Annotated in this window: 13 protein-coding genes; all 13 read left to right on the top strand. The window is 69.7% G+C overall.

Annotation, left to right across the window (positions count from 1 at the left end; translation table 11 throughout):
• The 13 genes from ACXN5S_RS07045 (at window position 1) to ACXN5S_RS06985 (ending at window position 16,718) form a co-directional block, all read left to right on the top strand.
• Window positions 1-1,251 (top strand): ABC transporter substrate-binding protein, encoded by a 1,251-nt coding sequence (locus ACXN5S_RS07045; protein WP_458604695.1) that lies wholly within the window; start codon window positions 1-3, stop codon window positions 1,249-1,251.
• 45 nt (window positions 1,252-1,296) lie between these two features.
• Window positions 1,297-2,142, top strand: coding sequence for a carbohydrate ABC transporter permease (locus ACXN5S_RS07040; protein ID WP_458604694.1), 846 nt, complete (start codon window positions 1,297-1,299; stop codon window positions 2,140-2,142).
• Window positions 2,139-2,984 carry a carbohydrate ABC transporter permease gene (locus ACXN5S_RS07035; protein WP_458604693.1) on the top strand — a complete coding sequence of 282 codons (846 nt, stop codon included), beginning with the start codon at window positions 2,139-2,141 and terminating at the stop codon, window positions 2,982-2,984. The genes ACXN5S_RS07040 and ACXN5S_RS07035 overlap by 4 nt, the downstream gene beginning before the upstream one ends.
• Before the next feature lie 607 nt (window positions 2,985-3,591).
• Window positions 3,592-4,035: a c-type cytochrome gene (locus ACXN5S_RS07030; RefSeq protein ID WP_458604692.1), complete on the top strand. Its 444-nt coding sequence runs from the start codon at window positions 3,592-3,594 to the stop codon at window positions 4,033-4,035.
• 110 nt (window positions 4,036-4,145) lie between these two features.
• A complete protein-coding gene (locus ACXN5S_RS07025) occupies window positions 4,146-5,882 on the top strand; it encodes an outer membrane protein assembly factor BamB family protein (protein WP_458604691.1) in 1,737 nt (578 codons plus the stop codon).
• Between the two features lie 123 nt (window positions 5,883-6,005).
• Complete coding sequence (locus ACXN5S_RS07020) at window positions 6,006-6,854, top strand: hypothetical protein (RefSeq protein ID WP_458604690.1); 849 nt, start codon at window positions 6,006-6,008, stop codon at window positions 6,852-6,854.
• Between the two features lie 22 nt (window positions 6,855-6,876).
• Complete coding sequence (locus ACXN5S_RS07015; protein WP_458604689.1) at window positions 6,877-7,491, top strand: zinc metalloprotease; 615 nt, start codon at window positions 6,877-6,879, stop codon at window positions 7,489-7,491.
• Entirely contained in the window at window positions 7,488-8,936 is a 1,449-nt protein-coding gene (locus ACXN5S_RS07010; protein WP_458604688.1) for a hypothetical protein, read from the top strand. Before ACXN5S_RS07015 ends, ACXN5S_RS07010 begins: the two co-directional genes overlap by 4 nt.
• On the top strand, window positions 8,930-13,102 hold the full coding sequence (locus ACXN5S_RS07005) for a VWA domain-containing protein (protein WP_458604687.1): 4,173 nt from the start codon (window positions 8,930-8,932) through the stop codon (window positions 13,100-13,102). The genes ACXN5S_RS07010 and ACXN5S_RS07005 overlap by 7 nt, the downstream gene beginning before the upstream one ends.
• Window positions 13,099-14,127 (top strand): AAA family ATPase, encoded by a 1,029-nt coding sequence (locus ACXN5S_RS07000; protein WP_458604686.1) that lies wholly within the window; start codon window positions 13,099-13,101, stop codon window positions 14,125-14,127. Before ACXN5S_RS07005 ends, ACXN5S_RS07000 begins: the two co-directional genes overlap by 4 nt.
• Window positions 14,127-14,996, top strand: coding sequence for a DUF58 domain-containing protein (locus ACXN5S_RS06995; RefSeq protein WP_458604685.1), 870 nt, complete (start codon window positions 14,127-14,129; stop codon window positions 14,994-14,996). Before ACXN5S_RS07000 ends, ACXN5S_RS06995 begins: the two co-directional genes overlap by 1 nt.
• The gene (locus ACXN5S_RS06990; RefSeq protein ID WP_458604684.1) at window positions 14,993-15,952 is read left to right on the top strand and encodes an ABC transporter ATP-binding protein; all 960 of its coding nucleotides are present in this window, start codon (window positions 14,993-14,995) and stop codon (window positions 15,950-15,952) included. The genes ACXN5S_RS06995 and ACXN5S_RS06990 overlap by 4 nt, the downstream gene beginning before the upstream one ends.
• Window positions 15,906-16,718 (top strand): ABC transporter permease, encoded by an 813-nt coding sequence (locus ACXN5S_RS06985; protein ID WP_458604683.1) that lies wholly within the window; start codon window positions 15,906-15,908, stop codon window positions 16,716-16,718. Before ACXN5S_RS06990 ends, ACXN5S_RS06985 begins: the two co-directional genes overlap by 47 nt.
• Window positions 16,719-16,747 lie beyond the last annotated feature (29 nt).

Here is a 16,747-nt window from a genome sequence, read left to right as displayed (position 1 = left end):
ATGAAACATCTACTTTCCTCGACCTTCCTGCTGTCGCTCGTCGCCACCGGCGCCGCTGCGCAAGACACTCAAATCACCTTCTCGCTCTGGGGCAGCCCGCAAGAGGGCGAAGTCTGGGAGCAGATCGCCGAGGCCTTCGAGGCCGAGCACCCCGATATCGACGTGAACATCGAAGTGGCCGACTGGGACGGCTATTGGGAGAAGCTGCGCGTGCAGGTCGCCGGCGGCACGCCGCCCGATGTCTTCGCCATGGATGCGCCGCTCTACCCCGACTGGCAGTCGCGCGATGTGCTGCTGAACATGCAGCCCTATATCGACGCCGAGCCGGGCCTGCTTGACGGTGTCTTCCCCGTCACGCTCGAAGCCTACAAGACCGACGAAGGCCTCTTCGGCCTGCCGCGCGACTTCCAGACCATCGTTCTGTTCTACAACAAGGACATGTTCGACGAAGCTGGCGTCGACTACCCGACCGCCGACTGGTCATGGGACGACTTCCGCAGCACCGCCGCCGAGCTGACCATCGACAAGGACGGCGACGGCACCATCGACCAGTGGGGCGCCTGGGCCGAGGTCTATGACATGGAGCCCTTCTGGGGCCCGGTCGTCCTGTCGCACGGCGGCCAGATCGTCGACCCTGAGGCGGGCGAGACCCTGCTTCTGAGCGACGGCGCCGTCGAGGGCTTCGAGTTCATCCGTGAGCTCTGGCTCGACGACAAGTCGATGCCGACCGAGCAGCAGCTCTCGCAATACGGCTGGGACGGGCTGCTCTCCGGCGTCGCCGCCATGGGCTTCTCGGGCCACTGGTCGGTGCCGGAATACAGCGAGGCGGGCCTCAACCTCGGCATCGTGCCCGTGCCCGCCGGCCCCGAGGGCCGCGTGACGCTGGTGAACTCGGCCGGCTTCGTCATCTCGAAGGACACGCCCAACCCTGACGCGGCCTGGGAATTCGTGCAATTCGCCATCTCCGAGGCCGGCCAGTCGGCCCTCGCCGAGATCGGTCTCTCGGTGCCGATCCTGGAAAGCGTGGCCTCCAGCGATGCCTATCTCGGACAAGAGGTTCAGCTGAACCACCAGCTCTTCGTAGACGCGCTGGATTACGCGACGCCCAAGCCCTCCTTCCGCGGCTACGAGGAGTGGTCGGGCGCTGTGGGTGACGCGCTGGGCCTCGCCTGGAACGATGGCGAGGATCTCGACTACGCCCTCGAAGAAGCCGTCGCCTATGGCGACGAAGCCCTCGCCCGGAACCGGTAAACCGGCATGGGCCATCTAAGACCTCTCGGTCTTGAGCGAGTGTGGGTGCTGGTCTTTCTGGCACCCACCCTGCTGGGCCTGATCGTCGGCGCCTTCGGCTCGATCTTCGCATCGATCGGGTTGAGCTTCGTCGACTGGGACCTGCTGACCCCGCCCACGCCGGCGGGGATCAGCAACTACACCGGCCTGCCGAGTGACAGGCTGTTCAGCCAGTCGTTCTGGAACACGCTGGCCTTCGCCGGCCTCTACGTGCCGCTCACCATCGTCATCAGCCTCTTCGTGGCGCTGGGCCTCAACCGCAAGCTGCCGGGCATCTCGCTGTTCCGCATCGCCTTCTTCCTGCCCACCGTCTCCAGCCCCACCGCCGTGGGCCTGCTCTGGACATGGATCTACGCGCAGGACAACGGCGCGCTCAACGAGATGATCACCGCGCTCGGCGGTGACCCGGTACGCTGGCTGTCGCGCGACGTGGCGCTCTATTCCGTCACCATCGCCAATGTCTGGGGCGCCATCGGCGGCGGCATGATTATCTTCCTCGCCGGGCTTCAGGCCATCCCGAAGGATTTCTACGAGGTCGCCCATATGGACGGCGCCAAGCCGTGGCAGCGCCTGTGGTTCATCACGCTGCCCGCGCTTGCGCCCTCGATCTTCTTCCAGGCGGTGCTGACGACGATCAACGCCTTTCAGGCCTTCGATTACATCTACATCCTCACCCGCACGGGCAACGGCAACTCCACCATGCCGACGATGGTCTTCTCGATCTATCGCAGCGGCTTCCGCTTCTTCCGCATGGGCGATGCGGCGGCGCAGGCCGTGGTGCTGACGCTGATCATCCTTGGCCTGACTGCCATCTACTTCCGCCTGCAAAAGAAATGGGGAGCCCAGGCATGAGTGGCATGACCGCCCTTGGCCGCAGCCGCGAGCGCTGGGGCGACATTGCCGCCTTCGCGTTCCTCACCCTCGGGGCGCTCTGCATGATCGGGCCCTTCGTGTGGATGATCTCCACCTCGCTGAAGCCGCTCGCCGAGCAATACGACATGCGCCTCATCCCGGCGACGCCGACGGTCGAGAACTATCCGCGGCTGTTCGAGATCATGCCGGTGCATCTGCAGCTTTGGAACAGCTTCAAGATCGCTGCGCTCACCACGTTCGGGCAGCTGCTGACCTGCTCGATGGCGGCCTTCATTTTCGCAGTGGTGCGCTTTCCCTTCCGCAACGCGATCTTCGTGCTCTTGCTGATCACGCTGATGGTGCCGGCGCAGGTGACGGCGATCCCGCAATTCATCATCTTCAAATACCTCGGCCTCTACGGCACCCAGGCGCCACTCTACCTTCCGGGGTTTCTCGGCGGAGCGTTCGGCATCTTCCTGATGCGGCAGTATTTTCTGACCATTCCATTGGAGCTAGCCGAGGCGGCGCGCATCGACGGGGCGTCGCTGGCGCGGATTTTCTTCACGATCTACCTGCCGCTGGCGAAACCGGCGCTGGCTGCCTTCGCGATCTTCGCCTTCATGTTCTCGTGGAATGACCTGTTCAACGCGCTGATCTACCTGCCGTCAGACATGGAGCGCACGACGCTGACCGTCGGCCTCGCGCTCTTCCAGACGCAGTATTCAGGCCAGTGGCCGCTGATGATGACGGCTTCGCTGATCACGGTGGCGCCGATCATCCTCGTCTTCTTCTTCGCGCAGCGCCATTTCATCGGCGGCATGGCGATGTCGGGCATGAAGTAGGGGCCGGGGCAGGGCGGCGTGACCCTTGAGCTGTTGTCCAGCGGGTCACGCCGAGCTCCCGCTCACCGCACCTGCGACGCGGCGAGCCCGACCTCCAGCCCCGGGTACTTTCCACCCTTGGTAGGTGCCGCCCATCAGCCGCGCCTGTCGCGGTTATCGGGTCGTTGCGACGCGCAGCAGGTTACACCCGCCGATGACGCCAGCCCCCGCTGTCGAGCAGGTCGCCACTCGCGACCACAGCTCCAGCTCTTCTAGAACACCCCAAATCTGACAGCCAGCGCGCCAGCCGACCCGCGTCGGCCGGCCTCTGCATCCTCACGCGCGGCAATTTGTCCAGCTCGCCGACCGCAAGCCCGCCTCGCGCAACGCGTCCCCGAGCGCGCCATTGCTCGCTCTCATAGCGCGTATAGTAAAAAGCTATGGCATGGATTGAGATATCGGTTTCGCTAATCCATTGCGAATCCGAGGGCTTCACTATGGTATGGGAATCGACACTTCCCCAGGACGATAAGGCGCTATGAGCAATCAGAAATCCCTAGTCAGAGCGGCCCTGATCGGGGCTGCGCTCTCCTGCCTCAGCATAAGCAACGCCTATGCTTTTAGCGACATGACCGATGAGGAGCGGGCAGCACGCGAGGCGGCACAGGAGGCGGCGCGCGCCGAGGCGGCGGGCGAGAGCGAGGCCGAGAGCCAGGAGATGACCATCTGGGATGGCATCTATACCGAGGAACAGGCGCTCGCCGGCCGCACGCTCTACGGGCAGAACTGCAATGCCTGCCACGGTGTGCGCGGGCGGGGCACGCCGGGCGGGCCCGGCATCATCGGCAACGTGCTCGATGACAAGTACCGCGATATCCCGCTGAGCGCCTACTACGACTTCATCCATTTCCAGATGCCGAAGGGCCAGCCCAACTCGCTGACCTCCGAGCAATATGCCGACGTGACCGCCTTCGTGCTGTCGCTGCACGGCGCGCCTGCGGGCGACATGGAGCTCCCGGCCGACTACGACGTGCTTGATCAGATCATCATCACGGCCGAGCCGGAGGAGTGACCGGCGGCCGGCGGTCCCTCCGGGCCGCCGCTCCCACCGGACAAGAAGATGCGGCCCAGTCGAGGAGGTGGCCGCAGCAAGACGACTGCAAATATGGGAGGAGAGACCCGATGAAATTGCGTTCTATGATGCTGGCATCCGTGATGATTGCCACCGGCGGCGCCGCGCTGGCGCAGGTCACGCCGGTCACCGACGAGATGCTTGCCAACCCCGATCCCGCCGACTGGCTGACCTATGGCCGCGCACAGGATAACTACCGCCACAGCCCGCTGACGCAGATCACGCCCGAGAACGTGGGCGATCTGCAGCTCGTCTGGGCGCGCGGCATGGAAGCCGGCCCGGTGCAGGCCTCGCCGATCATCTATGACGGCGTGATGTACATGCCGAACCCCGGCGACGTCATCCAGGCCATCGACGCCGCGACCGGCGACCTGATCTGGGAATACCGCCGCGCCGTGGGCGACACGATGCTGCTCAACTCGCTGGGCGACCGCAAGCGCGGCATCTCGATCTACGAAGACAAGCTCTACTTCGCGACCTGGGACAACCACCTGGTGGCGCTCGATCTCGAAAGCGGCCAGCTCGCCTGGGAGATCGACCGCGGGCAGGGGACCGAGATGGTCTCCAACACCTCCGGCCCGATCGTCGCCAATGGCGTCGTCGTCCTCGGCTCCACCTGCCAGTTCTCGCCCTTCGGCTGCTTCATCACCGGCCATGACAGCGAGACCGGCGAAGAGCTGTGGCGCAACGAGTTCATTCCGCGCCCCGGCGAGGAAGGCGACGAGACCTGGGGCAACGATTACGAGGCGCGCTGGATGACCGGCGTCTGGGGCCAGATCACCTATGACCCCGAGCTCGATCTGGTGTTCTACGGCTCCTCCGGTGCCGGCCCTGCGTCCGAGGCGCAGCGCGGCACGCCGGGCGGTACGCTCTACGGCACCAACACCCGCTTCGCCGTTCGTCCCGAAACGGGCGAGATCGTATGGCGCCACCAGACCCTGCCCCGCGACAACTGGGACCAGGAATGCACCTACGAGATGATCACGGCCGACATCGCCGCGACGCCGAGCGAAACGATGGAGGGCATGCTCGCCATCGGCGACGGTGCCACGGGTGACACGCAGCGCGTTCTGACAGGTGTGCCCTGCAAGACGGGCGTCATGTGGCAGTTCGACGCCGAAACGGGTGACTTCATCTATGCCCGTGCGACCGTCGAGCAGAACCTGATCGACAACATCGACGGCGACGGTCTCGTGACGGTCAACGAAGATGCGGTGCTCAGCACTGTCGGCGAAACGGTCTACCACTGCCCGACCTACCTGGGTGGCCGCGACTGGAACCCGTCGACCTACGATCCGAACTCCAACCTCTACTACATCACGCTCACCAACGCCTGCTACGAGGCCGAAGCGATCGATCAGGAGTTCGGGGCGCTCGACGTCTACAACACCGACACCTTCTCCGTGCTGCCCGAAGGGGTGGAGAATGTCGGCCGGATCGACGCCATCGACATCACCACGGGCGAGACGGCCTGGAGCTACGAGCAGCCCCTGCCGATCTATGCCCCGCTTATGTCCACTGACAGTGGCGTGCTGTTCTCGGGCGGCGTCGACCGTGTGTTCAAGGCGCTCGACAGCGCGACGGGCGAGATGCTCTGGTCGACCAAGCTGGCGGCCGCGGCCTCTGGCCACCCGGTGACCTACGAGGTCGACGGGCGCCAGTATGTCGCGATCCCGGCCGGCGGCCCGAGCTACGGCGCGAGCTTCGCCTCGCTCGTCGGCGAACAGCTCGACCTGCCGACCACGGGCAACGCGGTCTACGTGTTCGCCCTGCCGGAAGCCGACTGACCCTCATCGACACCACGCTCCGGCGGGCGATCCCGCCTGCCGGAGCCTTCGATGATCGCGGGGTCGGCCATGTGCCGGCCCCGCGCCACAGCCCGGCCAGCCGGGCCGACAAGGATGAACGAGATGCGACCGAACCAGCGCCTGACCGCGGCGGTGCTTGTCGCCGTCACGGCTGTCTCAACTGCGGCCGCCGCCCAGGAAGGGATCATCAGCCGCGATCTCTACCAGGACCGGCTGCGCAACGACGGCAACAAGATCACCTTCTGCTACAACCCCTTCGGCATGATGGCCGATTTCGAGCGCGAGCTGGCCGAGACGCTCGGCATGGCGCTGCTCGCAGAGGTCGACTTCTTCGAGATCCGCCGCGGCGATCTGCAGACCATCCAGTCGCAATACGATTACCGCATTCCTCTGACGGTCGATCAGATCTTCTACATGTTCGTCCAGTACTGCGACGCCTTCACGGGCTTCCTGGTCAATGACCGGAACCCCGAGTGGATCAGCGTCACTCGACCCTATCTCAGCGCCGACACCGTCATCTTCTCCCGCGATGCGGAGGCGGAGGACGCGGGCGATCTGCCCGAAGACACCCGCATCGGCACGCGCATGCTGGCGCCGGGCGATGCGCAACTCATCAATTACCTCTCTGCTCAGAACGGCGGATGGACGCGTGTGCCCTATTACGACAACGCGCTGGTCCTGGAGCGGATCGAGGATGGCACCAACACCGTCGGCATGATGTGGCTGCCCGGGCTGCTCAACGCCACGGGCGGCGACCCCGAGGCGGCCGGCTATCACATCCTGCCGCAGATGCCCTTCCAGGTGCGTAGCGTCGATGTCGGCATCGCCACTCGGTCGCAGGACAGTTTCCTCAACGCCACCCTGAGCGATGCCATCGCGGCGCTGGAGGCGGACGGCACCATCGAGGCGCTGCTCGTCGCGCACGATCTGGCGCGGCCCGGCGGCGGATGACCTTGCGGTCGCGGCGGTCACCATGAGGGACATATCCGTCTGGCAGATGCTGCTGAGGGCCGTTGCCGCGCTGGTGCTGCTGACGGCGCATGGCGCCGCCTTCGCCTTTCTCGCCCGCCTTCTCGGTGATGCCGGCCCCGAGAAGGATGGCCGCGTCACGCTGAACCCAGTCGCGCAGGTGCCCATCTGGGCGATCCTCGCCGCGGTGCTGGGGCGCGCGGGCTGGGTGAGGCCGGTCGATGTCGATCCCGGCAAGCTGCGCGGAGGACGGGCGGGCCTGCTGCTCTGCGTCGCCGGCGCGCTCTGCGTGATCCTCGCCCTCGGCGCGCTCGCATGGGCATTGCGGCCGCTGGTGTTCGGGACGTTCTCTCCCGGCTTGTCGGCGGGCCTCGCCAACTGGCTGAAGACGACATCCGAGCTCGCGCCCTGGATCGTGCTGCTGGGCCTCATCCCCATTCCGCCGCTTCCGGGAGGCTACCTGCTGCTGGCCGTCTGGCCCAAGGGCTACGAGGCCGTGGCGCAGCGTCACCAGATCGTCGGCGTGGCCCTGGTCGCGCTCTTCTGGGCGCTGCAGAGCAGCGGTGTGGCCGATGTGCTGCGCCCGCTGGTGCGGCTCCTCACTCCGGCCCTGTCATGAGCGCGCCGCCCGATCCCACAGGCGGCGCCCGCGCGGCGCTGTTCGAGGCCGTGCAGCGGGTCGCGCGGCGGGCGGGGCTTCGGCGCGCGCTGACCGCTCTGCTGGCGGCGCTCCTCGCCGGGGCGCTTGTTGGGGCCGCGGCGGAGATCGCCGTTCGGGCAAATCTGGCGAAGCCGCTGACATGGACGGTCGCCGTCGCGGCCATTGGTGCCGCGCTGATCGCCGGCGGCGCCGTCTTCCTGCTGCTGTGGTGGCGCCGCCCAACCGGCACGGCGCTCGCCTTCCGCATCGACCGGCGCGCCGGCCTCGGGCAGGCCTTCGGCACCGCCGTTGACGTCGCCAGCCGCCGCGACCCCGCCGGCCCGGTCGGCGAGGTGCTGCTGGGGCACGTCGCCCCGCAGGCCCGGTCGCTCGATGCCCGGCGCATCGAGCCGCTCTTCCCGCGGCCCGTCGTGATCCTCGCCATCAACGCTGCGATCATCGTCGTCGCCGTCCTCGTGAGCCTCGCCCTGCGCGAGGCCGCGGCCCCGTTCGACCTTTCGTTCACCCCACGGGTCGCGCAGAGCCAGCCGGAGGACCCCGAGGCGGCGCTACAGGCAGCGGCAGAGCGGATGGCGGCGGATGCCGACGCCAGCGGCGACCCTTACCTGGCCGCCGTGGCCCGCGCGATGGAGGATCGGCTTGAAGAGGCCCGCGCCGGTGGCGGCGAGATCAGCACTGCCGAGGCCGAAGAGCTGCTCGAACACGCCGCCCGCGCCTATGGCGAGGAGCGCCCGGACTGGCTGGGCGAGGGGGCAGGGGAGCGGCTGGCCGGCCTCGGCGACCGGCTCGACGAGGCGGCCCGTGCCGACGCCGCCCGGCAGGCGGCCGAAGAGGCCCGCGCCGCGCTCGACGCCTCACGCCCGCCGGGCATGTATGACCGGCCGCCCGAGATGGCCGAGCGCTACGTCGGCCGCGGGCAGGACGAACTGCTGAACGACCCCGAGGGCGCGAGTGGCAGCGGCGAGGCCTCGGCCGACCCCGGCCTGACTGGCGGCGGCGGCGATGATGAGCCCCGCCGCATGGACGGCGAAGATCTGCAATTCGCGGGCCGCGTGCCTGTCGGCGCGGCGCTGCAATCCGGCCGCGGCGAAAGCGACATGGCCGGCCTCGGCTCACAGGAGCTGCAGGAGGATGCCGACTTCACCACGCTGGAAGCCGGCGCCGGCGAGGAGATCCTCCTCGACGCGCCGGATTCGCCGGAGGGCAACCGCATCCGCATCGAGCTGCCGCCCGAGGTGGCCGAGGCAGCTGCAGAGGCCGCGGCAGCCGCCGGCTTCGCCAGTGGCGCTAACAGTGCCGCACCCGGCGAGATAGGCAGCCGCAGCGTCGTCTCGCTCGCCGGGCGGGATGTCGTCGCTCGCTATCTCGGCCGCGGCGCCGCCTGCGAGGGCGGAGCATGCTAGGCTTCGCCGCCCCCGCCTTCCTCCTGTTCGGGCTGCTTGCCGGCGCGGTGCTGCTGCTCCATGCCGTGCGGAAGCGACGTGCCGTGGTGCCGAGCCTCATCCTCTGGCGCCGCTTCGCGCTGCCCGAGGGCCGCCGCCAGGCGCGCCGCCGCTGGCCGCCGTTCAGCTGGCCGCTGGTGCTGCAGATCGCCGCGATCCTGCTGATCGCCCTGGCGCTGACCCAGCCTTACCTCTCACGGCAGAAGCCGGCTGACCACCTCATCCTGGTGCTCGATGGCTCGGGCGCGATGGCGGTAACCCAGCCGGGCGGGGCCGCACCCTTCACGGCTGCCATCGACGAGCTGCAGGCGGAGCTTCAGCGCCCCGGCGCCGTCCCGCCGGTCCGGCTTTCCGCCATCCTCGCCCGCCCCAAACCGCGGGTCATCGCTGCCGGCTGGCCCTGGCGCGCCGAATTCGCCGGCCCGCTCCTCGCCGGCCTCACCTCCGCCGAAGCGCCGGCAGACTGGGCCGAAGTGGCACGCATGGCCGAAGGCCTGGGCGCCGGGGAGGAAGGCGCTCGCCTCGTCCTCGTCACCCCCGGCGCCGTACCGGACGAGCTGGCGCCCTTCGCGCCGGAGCTTCGCCGCCCCGCCGCCTTGCCCGCCCCGCGCCCCACGGTCTCGGCGGAGGTGACCGCGCTCGATGCCGGGGCCGGGCGCTGGCGCGTCGCTGCCGAGGTGACCTTGCCGGGCGACGCGCCCGCCCAGCTCACCCTCGGCTACAGCGACGCACCGGGTGTCTCCCCGCTCCCCTGGGTGGAGCTGGAGGTCACCCCGGACGAGGACGGGACGGCGAGCGTCTCCCGCGATCTGGAGCTCCCCGGCCCCGGCATCCTCACCATCTCGCTCGATGGCCGGGAGGCGGCGCGCTTCACGCTCGGGCTGCCGGTGCCGGAGCTGCCGGTGCTCTACCTCGGCCCCGGCGAGCAACCGCTGCTTGCGGCCTTCTCCGCCGTGCCCCAGGTGGCGCTCTATCAGGCCAATGAGCTGCCGGACGATCTGGAGGGCTACGCGCTCGTCATCGTCGATGGCATCCGCGTGGCGCGCCCGCCCGAGGTGCCGACCCTCTGGATCGGCGCGGGCCATGCCGAGGGCACGCCGAACCCCGTCGCCGTGGCTGGCCCCGATCCCAGCTCCTGGTCGCAGGCCGGCCCGCTCGGGCAGGCGCTGCCCTGGGCGGACCTGACGCTGAGCCGCGCCTATGCGAGGCCGGCGATGGAGGGGGCAGAGACGCTGCTCGCCGGCGATGGCTTGCCGCTGGTGGAGCTGCGGCGCGAGCCGGGCCGGGCCGACCTACGGCTCGCCTTCGACCCCGCCGACACCAACTGGCCGGGTCGTCCGGAGATGGCGCTGCTCGCCCGCGCCGTGCTGGAGGCTCTGGGGCTGCCGACACGGGCGACCGGGCCGGCCTGCCTCGTCGGCCAGTCCTGCGCGGCGCGGCTGGATGGCATGGTGGATGCCCAGAGCGGCGCGCCGCTGGCCCATGCGGGGGCAGTGCCCCTTGCCGCCGGTCTCTTCCGCGACCCGGCATCGGGGCAGCTCCTCGCCGTCAACGCGCCGGCTACCCCGTTGGAGGTCGCCCCTCCGGCACCCGACACCGCGCCCGCGCAGCTCCTGCCGCGCGCGCTGGCCCCCTGGCTCATCGGCCTCGCCGCCGCCTGCATTGTCGCCGACCTCGCCTATGCCGCCGTCGCCGAGCGGTCCCCGCGGCGGCTGCCGATCCTGTCCCTGCTGGCACTCGCGCTTCTCGTGGCCGGCGTCCTCCGCCTGCCCACCCCGCAGATGTCTCCCCGCGAGGGGCTCGTGCTGGTCGGGGCAGAGACCGCCGAATTGCCGCGCCCCGGTTTGTTCGGCCCCGCCGTGAGCGCCGTGTCGGCGGGCACGATCCCCGCGATTTCGGGCGACGCCGCCGAAGCCGACCCGGCCCGGCAGCCTTTCGCCCAACCGCTCCTGAACAGCAATGAAGCCCTGCAGCTGGCCGCCGCCACCGTCCCGCCAGGGCAGGCCGGACGCATCCTCCTCACCGGCGCGCCCGCCCATCGCCCCGAGCTGGAAACCGTCCTCGGACGCTCCAACGCCGTCGCCGCCCGCGACGCCAGCCTGCAGGTGGATCACCTCCGCCCGACGCGGCTGCCTCCCGATGAAGTCGTCCTGCGCCGCATCGAAACCGCCCGCGCTGCGCTGATCGGCGACCGCCTGCGCGTCACCGGCCTTGTCGAGGCGGGGCAGGGGACAGAGCGGCGGCTGCATGTCTTCCGCGACGGCGCCGAGATCGCCTCGCAGGTCGTGACGCTGCGCGCCGGCGCGAACCGGCTGGAGATGGTGCTCCCGGCCGAGGCAGAGGCAGCGCCGGTGCTCATAGAGATGCTGATCGACCCGGACGGCGCCGACATGGCCGCCAACAACCGCGCCGGGCAGATCGTGCAGCCGCGGCCCCTGCGCCCCGTCGCCGTCATCAGCCCCGATCCGGCGCATGGCGAGGCCTTTGCCACCCTGCTCGCCGGCGCAGGGCTGACCGCAGACGTCCTCTCCCCCAGCGACGCGCCTGACTACGTGCGCGGCTGGCTCGGCTACGGCACCGCAGTGCTGCTCAACACTCCGGCAATCTCGCTGACCAGCCGCAAGCAGGAGATCCTTGAGGAAAGCGTGCGCGAGCACGGGCTCGGGCTGATCCTCCTCGGCGGGGCCAACAGCTTCGGCCCCGGCGGCTATTTCGAAACCCCGCTGGAGGACCTCTCGCCGCTCTCCGCCAAGGTGCCGCGCGATGCGCCCGAGGTGGCGATGATGTTCGTGCTCGACCGCTCCGGCTCCATGCAGCAGGCGGTGGGCGAGGGGACGCGGCTCGACATGGCCAAGCGCGCGACGCTCTCGGCCATCGAGCTCCTCAACAGCGAGAGCCAGGTGGGTATCGTTGTCTTCGACGCCGAGGCGCGCACCGTGCTGCCGCTGAGCGACCTGGAGATGGCGGGGGCAGAGGCGGCGCTGGCGGGCGTCGATACCGGCGGCGGCACCTCGATCTATCCCGGCCTCGTTGCGGCATGGGAGCAGATGCGCGGCGCGGAGTCTGCTGCCCGCCATGTGATCGTCATGACTGACGGCCTGTCGCAGCCGGGCGACTGGCCCGGCATCCTCGGCCAGATGCGCGAGGCCGGTGTTACCGTCTCGGGCGTTGCCATCGGTGACGGATCCGACAGGGGCACGGTGGAGCAGATCGCCGCGCTCGGCGGTGGGGCCGCGCATGTCACCCGTGATTTCGCGGCGCTGCCCTCGATCCTCTCGCAGGAGGCGATGATGTTCTCCTCGCCCGTCGAGGAAGGCGAGCGTCAGCCTGTCTGGACCGACCGCTCCGCCCCCGGCGCCGCGGCGCTGCCCGCCCGCCTGCCGACGGTCACCGGCTTCGTGCTGACGACGCCGAAGGACGAGGCGGAGGTGGCGATCACCGTACCTGACAGCGATGGCGAGGACGCCCCGCTGCTCGCCGCCTGGTCCTACGGCACAGGCCAGGCGCTCGCCTTCACTTCCGATGCGACTGGGCCCTGGACAGAGGCCTGGCACGGGCTGCCGGGCTATGGCGCCTTCTGGGCCAGCGTCGCGCGCAGCCTGCAATCGCCCCTGCCGGCCACCGGCCAGCTGCTGGAGAGCCGGAGCGATGGCGAACGGCTGATCCTCAACCTGACGGTGCTGGACGAGGAGGGGGCACCGGAAGGCGGCCTGCACCCCGAAGCGCAGGTGGAAACGCCGGGCGGTGAGACCGCCCGCGTGACGCTGATCGAGGCGCAGCCGGGGCTCTACGAGGGGGCGATGCCGCTTTCGGCCCCCGGCACCTACAGCACCGTGGTGGGCGAGGGGGAGGAGGCGGCAACGACAGCCTTCCACCTCTCCTATGCGCCCGCCTTCAGCCCCTCTGCCGATCCCGAGGCCGGTGCCTGGCTATCGTCACTCACAGGCGGCGAGGCGACGACTTTGGAGGAGGCCCTAGCGGCGGCGCAGGGCCTTCGTCTCGACTGGCCGCGCGCCCGGCGCCCCTGGGTGCTGGCCGGGCTGGCGCTCTTCTTCGCGGCGCTACTGCGCCGCTACATCGACTGGCCCGGGCAGGCCAACAGGACCCGCAGGGAGGGAACATCATGAGCGACCCCGACACCATGGCCAGGGAAGGCAGCGCCCCGTCGGGCGGCGCGGCGGAGCTGACACGTCTGCGCGCGGCGCTCGCCGGCACCCTGACGGGCATGCGGACCAGCGTCGTCGGGCAGGAGGGGCCGCTGCGGCTGATCCTGACCGGGCTCATCGCCGGCGGGCACATCCTGCTCGAAGGCCCGCCGGGCGTGGGCAAGACGCTGATGGTGCGCAGCCTCGCCGAGGCGACGGGCCTCGGCTTCAGCCGCATTCAGTTCACGCCCGATCTCATGCCCGCCGATATCACCGGCGCCATGGTCATCGTGCCGGGGGAGGACGGCCGCAATCACCTTGAGTTCCGCCGCGGCCCGATCTTCGCGCAGCTGCTGCTGGCCGACGAGATCAACCGCGCCACGCCCCGCACCCAGTCGGCGCTGCTGGAGGCGATGCAGGAGGGCACCGTCTCCGCCGCCGGCGAGTCGATGCAGCTGCCGAAGCCCTTCTTCGTGCTCGCCACGCAGAACCCGATCGAGATGGAGGGGACGTACCAGCTCCCCGAGGCGCAGATCGACCGCTTCCTCTTCCGCGTCGACATCGCCTATCCGGACAGCGAGATGCTTTCCGGCATCCTTGCGGCGACGACCGGAGGCGCCTCCGCCGAGCAGGCGCAGACGATCACGCCGGAGGATATCCTCGCCCTGCAGCGCCTCGTGCGCGCGGTGCCGCTGGCCGAGCGGCTGCGTGCCGCGGTGGCCGAGCTCTGCGTGCGCTCGCAACCGGGCAGCCCCGATGCGCCGGAGGAGGTGAAGCGCAACATCCGCTTCGGCATCAGCCCGCGCGGCGCGCAGGCGCTGGTGCTCTCGGCCAAGGCCAACGCCATGATCGCCGGGCGCGACCATGTGGCGGTGGAGGATCTGCGCGCCGTGCTCGGCCCCGTCACCGGCCACCGTGTGCAGCCCAATTTCGAGGGCCGGGCCAGCGAGATCGACGTGGCCGCGCTGATGCGCCGGCTCTTCGACCAGACCGTGGGGGCCGTCTGATGCGCCCGCCCGCCGCCCTGCTCGACAGGCTAATGACCAGCCGGCTGGTGCCCGTGCGCGCCCAGCCGACGGCGGGCGTCGGCGAGCGGCGCTCGCGCCAGAAGGGCGCGGGCATGGAGTTCGTCGACCACCGGCCCTACCAGCCGGGCGACGACACGCGGCATCTCGACGTGCATGTCATGGCTCGCTCGGGCGAGACGGTGATCCGCCAATACGCGCAGATGCGCCAGCTGCCGGTGACTGTGTTCGTCGACCTCTCCGCCTCGATGGAGGGGGAGAAGGCGCGCATGGCGCGGCTGATCGCGCAGGTCTTCGGCTTCATCGGCCTCGCGGCGGGCGACCGGGTGCAGGTGGTGACTTGCGGGGGCGGCGCGCCCGCGCAGGTCTCGCCCCGCTGGCAGGGCTCTGGCCGGGCCGACGACCTGTTTGCCTGGCTCGCAAGGGTGCCGGGCGGCGGTGCGGCGGATGTGGGCGGCGCGCTGCGCCAGCTGCTCGGCTCGCTCACCGCGCACGGGCTCATCATCGTCATTTCCGACTGGTGGGACGAGGCGCTGCCAGAGCAGCTCGCCCTCGCCGAGGCGCAGGGGCAGGAGCTCTGGGCCGTGCAGCTGCTCAGCGCGGCGGAGCGCAACCCCGAGGGGCTGGGCTCCGGCGTCATGACGCTGGGCGATGCCGAGACGGGCGACGAGATCGACGTGCGGCTCGATGCCGCCACGCTCGCGGGCTACGCCGACGCGCTGCGCGCCTGGCAGGCCGAGATAGAGGGGGCCTGCCGCCGCCGGCAATGGCCCGCCATCGACGTCGCGGCAGAGGAGGACCTTTCGGACCTGTTCCTGCGCCGTCTTCGGGGCAGGGGAGTTCTGACATGACGGGCAATGCGATCCTGGTAGAGGACGTCCGCAAGGAATTCGGTCGCGTCACCGCGCTCGGCGGGGTGAGCATGGCGGTGCCCGCCGGCAGCCATTTCGCCATCCTCGGCCCCAACGGGGCCGGCAAGTCGACGTTGATCGACATCCTCTGCACCATCACCCGCGCCGATGCCGGGCGGGCAGAGGTGGCCGGCCTCGACGTGGTGAAATCTCCGCGCGAGGTGCGCCAGCAGATCGGCGTGGTCTTCCAGGACCCGACGCTCGATACCCGCCTGACGGTGCGCGAGAACCTGGAGTTTCACGGCCTCGTCTACCGCATGACCCGCGCCCACCGCCGCCGCCGCATCGCCGAGATGCTGGAGCTGGTGGAGCTGGCCGACCGGGCCGAGGCGCCGGTGCGCACCCTTTCCTCCGGCATGAAGCGCCGACTGGAGATTGCGCGCGGGCTGCTGCATGAGCCGCAGCTCCTCTTCCTCGACGAGCCGACCGTCGGCCTCGACGCCCAGTCGCGGGCGCGGATCTGGGAGTACATCGCCGAGCTACGCAGCCGCAGCGAGCTGACGGTGGTGGTGACGACGCATTACATCGAAGAGGTCGACAATTGCGACCGCGTCGTCGTGATCGACCGGGGAGAGGTGCGCGCCGACGCCACCCCCTCGGCGTTGAAGGCCGAGCATGGCAAGACCGTTCTGCGCGGCCGCCCCCTTTCGCTCGAGGCGGGCGAGCGGCTGCACACGCAATTCTCCACCGCAGTCGCCACGGCCGACGGCCGCCTCGCCATCCCGGTGGACGATCCCGTCGCGCTTGGCCGCATCCTGCAGGAGTCGGGCGGCGAGCTGGACCAGATCGAGATCGACCAGCCCAGCCTCGAGAGTGTCTTCCTCTCCCTCACCGGGCGCGATCTGCGCGATGAGCCGGCGGCACCGGCGCGAAAACGGGGCGGGCGCCGTGGATAGCCGCGCCCTCTCCGAGCGCACCTGGCTGGTGGCGCTGGCGCGGGTCGGCTTCGTCGGCCTGCTGCTGCTGCTGTGGTGGATCGCCTCGCTCAGCGTCTCGCGCAACCTCATCCCGGCGCCGTCGGAGACATGGGCCGCGGCGCAGCGGCTCTTCGCGGAAGGCCGGCTGCAATCGGCGCTGCTGGAGAGCCTGACGATCTACGGCTCGGGCTACGCGCTCGCCATCCTCGTCGCCATTCCGCTGGGGCTGCTGATGGGCGCCGTCCGGCTGCTCGGCCGGGTGCTCGACATCTTCGTCTACGCGCTCTCGGCCACGCCGCGCGTCGCCTTCATCCCGCTGATCATCGTGCTTCTCGGCCTCGGCTTCGAGGCGAAGACCTTCATCGTCTTCCTCGGCGCCGTCATGCCGATCATCATCAACACCTATGCCGGTGTCCTGCAGGCCGACGAGGAGCTGGTGGAGATGGCCCGCTCCACCGGCGCGGGGCGCTTTCGCATCTTCGCCCGCATCGTTCTGCCGGGGGCGATGCCCTACGTCATCGTCGGGCTGCGCCTCGGCGCCACCATCGGGCTGATCAACACCGTCGTCGCCGAGCTCTACACGGCCGTGGCCGGGCTCGGCGGCCTTCTTTCGATCTACGGCAACACCTTCCGCATGGCCGAGTACTTCGTCGTGGTGCTCACGCTCGCGGCCATCGGTGTCGTCGTCACCGAACTTCTGCGGCTCGTCGAGTCGCGGCTCGCGCGCTGGAAGCGAGACCTGTGACAGCGCGCACTATCAGGAGGAGGATTACC

The sequence above is a fragment of the Pseudoroseicyclus sp. H15 genome (assembly GCF_054353345.1).
The sequence above is the reverse complement of the archived record's forward strand: the minus strand, read 5'-3'. Positions and strand labels throughout refer to the sequence as shown.

Excerpts from the sequence above, each read along its gene's own strand:
- ACXN5S_RS07045 (WP_458604695.1), top strand. The coding sequence starts at position 1 with ATGAAACATCTACTTTCCTCGACCTTCCTGCTGTCGCTCGTCGCCACC.
- ACXN5S_RS07035 (WP_458604693.1), top strand. The coding sequence starts at position 2,139 with ATGAGTGGCATGACCGCCCTTGGCCGCAGCCGCGAGCGCTGGGGCGAC.
- ACXN5S_RS07030 (WP_458604692.1), top strand. The coding sequence starts at position 3,592 with ATGACCGATGAGGAGCGGGCAGCACGCGAGGCGGCACAGGAGGCGGCG.
- ACXN5S_RS07025 (WP_458604691.1), top strand. The coding sequence starts at position 4,146 with ATGAAATTGCGTTCTATGATGCTGGCATCCGTGATGATTGCCACCGGC.
- ACXN5S_RS07020 (WP_458604690.1), top strand. The coding sequence starts at position 6,006 with ATGCGACCGAACCAGCGCCTGACCGCGGCGGTGCTTGTCGCCGTCACG.
- ACXN5S_RS07015 (WP_458604689.1), top strand. The coding sequence starts at position 6,877 with ATGAGGGACATATCCGTCTGGCAGATGCTGCTGAGGGCCGTTGCCGCG.
- ACXN5S_RS07010 (WP_458604688.1), top strand. The coding sequence starts at position 7,488 with ATGAGCGCGCCGCCCGATCCCACAGGCGGCGCCCGCGCGGCGCTGTTC.
- ACXN5S_RS07005 (WP_458604687.1), top strand. The coding sequence starts at position 8,930 with ATGCTAGGCTTCGCCGCCCCCGCCTTCCTCCTGTTCGGGCTGCTTGCC.
- ACXN5S_RS07000 (WP_458604686.1), top strand. The coding sequence starts at position 13,099 with ATGAGCGACCCCGACACCATGGCCAGGGAAGGCAGCGCCCCGTCGGGC.
- ACXN5S_RS06995 (WP_458604685.1), top strand. The coding sequence starts at position 14,127 with ATGCGCCCGCCCGCCGCCCTGCTCGACAGGCTAATGACCAGCCGGCTG.
- ACXN5S_RS06990 (WP_458604684.1), top strand. The coding sequence starts at position 14,993 with ATGACGGGCAATGCGATCCTGGTAGAGGACGTCCGCAAGGAATTCGGT.
- ACXN5S_RS06985 (WP_458604683.1), top strand. The coding sequence starts at position 15,906 with ATGAGCCGGCGGCACCGGCGCGAAAACGGGGCGGGCGCCGTGGATAGC.